Annotated in this window: 8 protein-coding genes and 2 tRNA genes; 6 read left to right on the top strand and 4 right to left on the bottom strand. The window is 73.0% G+C overall.

All coding sequences use genetic code 11. The annotated features are described in order from the left end of the window. Positions 1–83 precede the first annotated feature (83 nt). On the top strand, positions 84–920 hold the full coding sequence (locus tag ACSNOG_RS31535; protein ID WP_436756128.1) for a GNAT family N-acetyltransferase: 837 nt from the start codon (positions 84–86) through the stop codon (positions 918–920). 34 nt (positions 921–954) lie between these two features. Here ACSNOG_RS31535 and ACSNOG_RS31540 read toward each other — a convergent pair whose 3' ends face one another. Then, entirely contained in the window at positions 955–1,458 is a 504-nt protein-coding gene (locus tag ACSNOG_RS31540) for a DsbA family protein (RefSeq protein ID WP_436756129.1), read from the bottom strand. A 176-nt stretch (positions 1,459–1,634) separates the two neighbouring features. On the opposite strand from ACSNOG_RS31540, the gene ACSNOG_RS31545 reads away from it, so the two are divergent. Next, a complete protein-coding gene (locus ACSNOG_RS31545; protein WP_436756130.1) occupies positions 1,635–2,078 on the top strand; it encodes a hypothetical protein in 444 nt (147 codons plus the stop codon). 173 nt (positions 2,079–2,251) lie between these two features. Here the strand turns inward: ACSNOG_RS31545 and ACSNOG_RS31550 are convergent, their stop codons facing one another. Continuing rightward, the gene (locus ACSNOG_RS31550) at positions 2,252–2,824 is read right to left on the bottom strand and encodes a CGNR zinc finger domain-containing protein (protein ID WP_436756131.1); all 573 of its coding nucleotides are present in this window, start codon (positions 2,822–2,824) and stop codon (positions 2,252–2,254) included. A 219-nt stretch (positions 2,825–3,043) separates the two neighbouring features. Then, positions 3,044–3,457 (bottom strand): SsgA family sporulation/cell division regulator, encoded by a 414-nt coding sequence (locus tag ACSNOG_RS31555; RefSeq protein ID WP_003959770.1) that lies wholly within the window; start codon positions 3,455–3,457, stop codon positions 3,044–3,046. A gap of 192 nt (positions 3,458–3,649) precedes the next feature. Between ACSNOG_RS31555 and ACSNOG_RS31560 the strand changes: the two genes are divergently transcribed. From ACSNOG_RS31560 to ACSNOG_RS31575, 4 genes are all read left to right on the top strand, one after another. After that, entirely contained in the window at positions 3,650–4,096 is a 447-nt protein-coding gene (locus tag ACSNOG_RS31560) for a TIGR02611 family protein (protein WP_436756132.1), read from the top strand. Between the two features lie 57 nt (positions 4,097–4,153). Beyond that, positions 4,154–4,225, top strand: a tRNA-Val gene (locus tag ACSNOG_RS31565). Positions 4,226–4,295: 70 nt separating this feature from the next. Then, entirely contained in the window at positions 4,296–4,781 is a 486-nt protein-coding gene (locus ACSNOG_RS31570) for an SRPBCC family protein (RefSeq protein WP_436756133.1), read from the top strand. Between the two features lie 62 nt (positions 4,782–4,843). Then, positions 4,844–4,915 (top strand) — tRNA-Val (locus ACSNOG_RS31575). A 116-nt stretch (positions 4,916–5,031) separates the two neighbouring features. On the opposite strand, the gene ACSNOG_RS31580 is transcribed toward ACSNOG_RS31575, so the two are convergent. Continuing rightward, positions 5,032–5,754 (bottom strand): 3'-5' exonuclease, encoded by a 723-nt coding sequence (locus ACSNOG_RS31580; protein ID WP_436756134.1) that lies wholly within the window; start codon positions 5,752–5,754, stop codon positions 5,032–5,034. Between the last annotated feature and the right edge of the window lie 239 nt (positions 5,755–5,993).

Consider the following 5,993-nt stretch of genomic DNA (forward strand, 5'->3'; position numbering starts at 1 on the left):
GCTCGGGGCGGGGGCGCCCGTGTGGCGGGGGCGCCCGCCGTAAACCCCGTGACGCGCAGCCGCAGGGCCGGTACAACACGAAGGTGACCACCACCCTGCGGCCCACCGCACCCGAGCAGCGCGGCCCCGGCGGCGCCCGGTCCCGCTCGTACGAGGTCTGCGTCAACAGCAGGCCCGTGGGCACCGTCGACCTCGCCACCGACCTCCGCTTCGGCCCGACCGCCGGCCGCATCCTCCGGCTCTCGATCGGTGAGCGCGACCGGCACCGCGGCCGCGGCACCGTCGCCGCGCTCGCCGCGGAGGAAGTGCTGCGCGGCTGGGGCTGCACCCGCATCGAGGTGTCCGTCGACGCAGGCGCCGAGGTCGGCCTCGGGCTCGCCGGCGCCCTCGGCTACGTCGAACGCAGCCGCACCATGGCCAAAACGCTGACCGCCGCCCCCCGGCTGCCCGCGGGCAGCGAGGGACGGCGGATGACCGACGCCGAGTACACCGGCTGGCGGGAGGCGTCCCGCGCCGCCTACGTGCAGGAGTGGATCGACCGCGGCGTCCCGCCCGAGCAGGCCCGTGCCAAGGCCGACGCGGACGACCGCGCGCTCCTGCCCGACGGCGCCGCCACCGCCGGCACCATGCTGCGCGTCCTCACCCACGAGGGCACCCGCGTCGGCACGCTCTGGGTGGCACTGCGCGACGAGGGCCCGGACGAGCCGGACGCCTTCGTCTACGACGTCGAGGTGGTGCCCGCGCACCGGGGCCGCGGCCACGGCAGGTCCCTGATGCTGCTGGCAGAGGCCGAGGCGCTCGCGCACGGCGCGCGGACCCTCGGCCTCAACGTCTTCGCGGGCAACGCCCCCGCTCTCGGCCTGTACGCGGCGCTGGGCTACGCCCCCACGGCGTTCCACTTGTACAAGCCACTGCTGTAGCTCGCCGGTCCGGCGGCGGCGGACCGGCGGCGGCCTACCCGAGGAGACCGTCCACGATCTCCTCGATCCGCTCCCGCAGCCCCTGCTGGTCCTTGCTGCCGTCCAGCACCTCGCCTCCGACGACGTACGTGGGCGTGCCGGTCACGCCGATGGCCTTGCCCTCGGCCTGGTCGGCGTCGACGATCAGCATGTGCCGGCCGTCCACCAGGGCGGTGTCGACCTCCTCGGCGTCCAGCCCCAGCTCTCCGGCCGCCTCGACCAGCAGTTTCTCGCCGCGCTCGGCCAGCTCCCCGGCCCGCGCGAGCACGGCCTCGGCGTAGGCCCAGCCCTGCCCCTGCTCGGCCGCCTCCTCGGCGGCCTGCGCGGCGGCGTAGGAGTGCTTGTGCTTCTCCAGGGGGAAGTGCCGCAGCCGCACGTCCAGCCGGTCGCCGTAGCGTGCGCGCAGCGCCCGCAGGTCGTCCAGGGCGGTACGGCAGTCGGTGCACTGCAGCTCGCACCACACGTCGAGGACGACGGGGGCGGTGTTGGTCTCGCTCATGCGGCCAGTCTTCCAGGCGGTGGGAGCGGCGGCCCTCCGGGTCCGCCGGGGCCCGGCCGGGCCCGTCAGGGATGACCCGGAGATCCCCCTGAGCCCGCCGCCGGGCCATGGCCCGGCCCACGGCAGGGGTGCACGATGGAAGGGCGAGCCCGCAAGCGAAGTCCAGGAGGAGTCCGATGCTGACCTCGACCATCTGCGCCGCGGTGTCCGCGGCGGGCCTCGGCATCGCCGCGCTGACGGCCTACCGCCGGCGCTTCCTCGCGGCGACGCGGATCGCGGCCTTCTCCCTCGTCCCCATCGGGCTGGTCCTGACCGGGATCGTGAAGTGGCTGACGGACATCGTCTTCAAACCGAGCGTCTGGGCCGGCTTCGGCATCCTCGCGCTCTCGGCGCTGCTGTTCGCCGTGAGCAGGGCGGCCGAGCGCCGTGGCGCCGGAGGCGGCCGCAAGGAGCGCAAGGCCGCGGCGGCCGCTGCGCAGCGCGATGCCATGGCCCCCGCCGCCTCCGCTCCGTCACTGGGGCCGGGCCGTGCCGCGGGCCGCCCCGGCAGCGCGAAGAAATCGGGCGACGGCGAGGACTTCTCGGATATCGAGGCGATTCTCAAGAAGCATGGAATATGACTGACCGTCCGATGAGCACACCGGGGCGGGTCGCCCGCGGGCGTGCCCTGCGAGTGTTTTCCGGGTAATTCACCGGGTGCGCATTCGGCTGCCCGAATTTTCCCCGTCCGTGCGGCGGAGAAGGGGGATTCCACGCCGATTTCCGGCTGATTCCGGCCCGGTTCTGCCCGGAATCAGACTGCCGCGCCCGAGTCCGCGGACTCGGGGGACTCGGGCGACTCGGCGCCCCGGCGCCGCGCCCGGTAGGCGGCGACGTGCAGACGGTTGCCGCACGTGCGCCCGTCGCAGTAGCGCCGCGAGCGGTTGCGGGAGAGATCCACGAAGGCGTGCCCGCAGTCCGGCGCGTTGCACCGCCGCAGCCGGTCGCGCTCACCGGCGACCAGAAGGAAGGCCAGTGCCATCGCGCCGTCCGCGGCGAGGTTCTCGGCGACCGCCGCTCCCGGCGCGAAGTAGTGCACGTGCCAGTCGTAGCCGTCGTGCGCGCTCAGCTGCGGCGTCGTGCCGGCCTCGGCCACCAGCTCGTTGATCAGCCCGGCCGCTTCCCCCGTGCTCCCGGCATCGAAGATGCGTGCGAACCGCTCGCGTATCGACCGCACCGCTGCGACGTCCCGCTCCCGCAGCGCCTCGACCGTGATGATGCCGTGCCGCTCCGTGAAGGAGCGCAGCTCCGCCAGGTCCTGCGGGCCCGCGTTGAGGAGGTCGACGACGGAGTCGAGCGCAGCCTTGGTGTCGTGGTTGATCTGCACGTTCGTACGCTCCCTGGCCGGACGGAGGCGGCAAGTGTTCGACCGCGGCCCACGACCTTACTGGCTGGGCGGCATCCGCGCGGCCCCCTCGTCGCGACGGCGCCGTCGCCCGCGGAACGGTCCGCGGACGACGGCGCCGTGCCGTGCCCTGTGTGCGAGATGTGGCGCGCAGCCTCCCCGAGTGGGCTGGCGCGCTCCGGGGTCAGCCCCGGCCCGGACTCAGCTCTCCGCCAGGATGTGGGAGAGCTCGGTGTCCAGGTCGAAGTGACGGTGCTCGGTGCCGGGCGGCACCGCGGCGTCCGTCCGCTTGAGGAAGGACTCCAGGGCCCGCGCCGGGGCCTCCAGCAGCGCCTCGCCCTCGGGAGAGCTCAGCGCGATGCACACGACGCCCTGACCGTGACTGCGGGACGGCCACACGCGGACGTCTCCGGTGCCGGTGGGCCGGTGCAGCCCCTCGGCGAGCAGGTCCCGGGCGAAGACCCATTCGACCGTCTCTTCGGCTCCGGTGTGGAAGGTGGCGTGCACGGCATACGGATCGGCCGTGTCGTACCGCAGGCCTGCGGGGACAGGCAGTGAGGATTCGCTCGACACGACGAGGCGCAAGTGCAGCTCGCAGCTGACCGTGGTGTTCATAAGCGCCAGGGCCTTTCGCTCAGTGTGCGCTCGGGGATTCGCACGTCGGCGAAATCGACATGCCACCTACGGTGCCGTTGTAAACCCCTCTGACCGTTTTGAGACTGTTCGGATACCTCGGACGGCCCAGTCGCCCGACGGGGAATACCGCCATTCCGGTGAGTTCGGGACCGGTCCGGTAGGTTGGGGTTCATGAATGCGGAGAGTGACCGGCGGCAGGACGCCGCCGCGGCGGGGGACGGGACACAGGGCGGGGAAGCGGGCGAGCCCGCCCTCGGATCGCGCGCCCCCCACTTCATCAAGCGCTCGCGGCCCCTGCACCTGAGCTGGCAGGTGGGCGTCTTCGTCGTCGGCCTCGCCGTCGTCGTCGCGGGCATCATCATGCTGCCCCTGCCCGGCCCGGGCTGGCTCGTGATCTTCGGGGGCATGGCCATCTGGGCGACGGAATTCGTCTGGGCCCAGCTGGTGCTGCGCTGGACCAAGCGGAAGGTCACCGAGGCCGCCCAGCGGGCCCTCGACCCCCGCGTCCGCCGGCGCAACATCATCCTCACCGTCACGGGCCTGGTGATCGCCGGCGCCCTCGTCGGGATCTACCTGTGGAAGTTCGGCATGGTCATGCCGTGGAAGGCCGGCGGCTGACCGCCCGCAGCCGGTTCAAAGCACCGTCTGACATGCGGTAATGTTTGCGGTGCGCCCGGGCGATTAGCTCAGCGGGAGAGCGCTTCGTTCACACCGAAGAGGTCACTGGTTCGATCCCAGTATCGCCCACATCACAGGACCGAGGGTCCGCAAGGTTCGCCCCTTGCGGACCCTCGGTCTTTCGGTGTCCGCTGGCCCCATGCCCTCCCTGGCCGCGGCCCTGACCCCCTCCCACCGCTACCGCTTCCACGGCGCCTGGCCCCTCGCCGCCCCGCCCGACGCCGTCTACGCCCAGCTCGAAGCCGTGGAGGGCTATCCCGCCTGGTGGCCGCAGATCCGCGAGGTCCACCGCGCCGACGCCGCCACCGGCACCGCCCGCGTGCGCTCCTTCCTCCCCTACGACCTGACCGTGGCCGTCCGCGCCCGCCGCCACGACCCCGCCGCCCGCGTCCTGGAGATCGCCATGACCGGCGACATCGAAGGCTGGGCCCGCTGGACCGTCCTGCCCAGCGGCCCCGCCGGCTGCGCCGCCCGTTTCGAGCAGGACGTGGAGGCCCGCAAGCCCCTGCTCCGGCGGCTCGCCCTGCCCGCCAGGCCCCTCTTCGTGGCCAACCACGCCTGGATGATGCGCGCCGGCCGGCGCGGCCTGCGGGCCCTGCTGGCCGGCGACGGCCCGGGGATTTGATGGAGAGCCGCCGCGACCTGTATGGTTCAGTGCGTTGCCGGGGGAAACCCCGCACGAATCCCGGGCGATTAGCTCAGCGGGAGAGCGCTTCGTTCACACCGAAGAGGTCACTGGTTCGATCCCAGTATCGCCCACACGCAGGCAAGGCCGGTCCGTCAAGAGACGGACCGGCCTTGTGCGTTGCCCGCCCGTACGCCCGTAGCCCGTACATCCATGCACCCGGCACCGCAGCCCCCCCCCGGGGCGCCCCTCACGCAGCCGCCGGCAGCGACGGCCGCAGCGGCCACGCCGGATCGCACGCCTCCTCCGTCCCGTTCCGCGCGAACCACGCCTGCAGACCCCGCGCCTGCGCCGCGTGCCACACCGCCTGCCGCGCGTGCAGCTCCGCCGGGCTCAGCCGCTCCAGCCGCGCCGCGAACCGGCGGCCCACCGCCCGCACCACCTGCAGCGCCGCGAGCGCGTCCGACGCCGCGTCGTGCGCACCCGTCAGCTCCACCCCGTACTGCGCGCACAGATCCGTCAGCGTCCGGCGCCCCTTGCGGTAGCGGTCCAGGTGCTTGTCCAGCACCCACGGGTCCATCACGCACAGCGGGGCCGCGCCCAGATACTCCGCCAGCGACGAGGCGCGGTGGCGCCGCAACTCGCGGTCCAGCAGCGTCAGGTCGAACGGGGCGTTCATCACCACCAGCGGCGTCCCGCGCGCCGCCTGCCCCGCCAGCGCCCGCGCCACCTCCTCCATCACCGGCGCCGGCCACCGGCCGTTCTGCTGCAGATAGGCGTCCGTCAGCCCGTGTATCGCAGTGGCCCCCTCCGGCACCGGGACCCCCGGGTCGACCAGCCAGCGCGTCACGACCGGAACGGTCTCCGCCGCCGACTGCACCACGAGGGCCGCCGAAACGATCCGGTCGTGCTCGACGTCCACTCCGGTGGTCTCCGTGTCGAACGCGGCGAGTGGTCCCTCGAACCAGCACATCTTCACAACTCCTCGCACTTGCCCGGCGAATGGCGTGTTTCACCCTCCCCGCCAGGTGATACCCGGCCGCCGAGCCATGCGAACCGCCGTTGTTTGCACGGGAGTTGCAAAGGAAACAACACAGTTGTACGGATCGAACGCCCGAAGACGCCCGGAAGGATTCGGACATGGCGTTCCCGCGGCCCGAACCGGGCGGGCTGCTTTCCGAGCTCCCCCAGCTCCCCGGGCCGCCCGCCCGG

The sequence above is a fragment of the Streptomyces sp. URMC 124 genome (genome assembly GCF_051386455.1).
Lineage (GTDB): Bacteria > Actinomycetota > Actinomycetes > Streptomycetales > Streptomycetaceae > Streptomyces.

Bases quoted from the DNA above. Each gene is read 5' to 3' on its own strand.
- ACSNOG_RS31540 (WP_436756129.1), bottom strand. From the start codon at position 1,458: ATGAGCGAGACCAACACCGCCCCCGTCGTCCTCGACGTGTGGTGCGAG.
- ACSNOG_RS31545 (WP_436756130.1), top strand. From the start codon at position 1,635: ATGCTGACCTCGACCATCTGCGCCGCGGTGTCCGCGGCGGGCCTCGGC.
- ACSNOG_RS31555 (WP_003959770.1), bottom strand. From the start codon at position 3,457: ATGAACACCACGGTCAGCTGCGAGCTGCACTTGCGCCTCGTCGTGTCG.
- ACSNOG_RS31560 (WP_436756132.1), top strand. From the start codon at position 3,650: ATGAATGCGGAGAGTGACCGGCGGCAGGACGCCGCCGCGGCGGGGGAC.
- ACSNOG_RS31570 (WP_436756133.1), top strand. From the start codon at position 4,296: ATGCCCTCCCTGGCCGCGGCCCTGACCCCCTCCCACCGCTACCGCTTC.
- ACSNOG_RS31580 (WP_436756134.1), bottom strand. From the start codon at position 5,754: ATGTGCTGGTTCGAGGGACCACTCGCCGCGTTCGACACGGAGACCACC.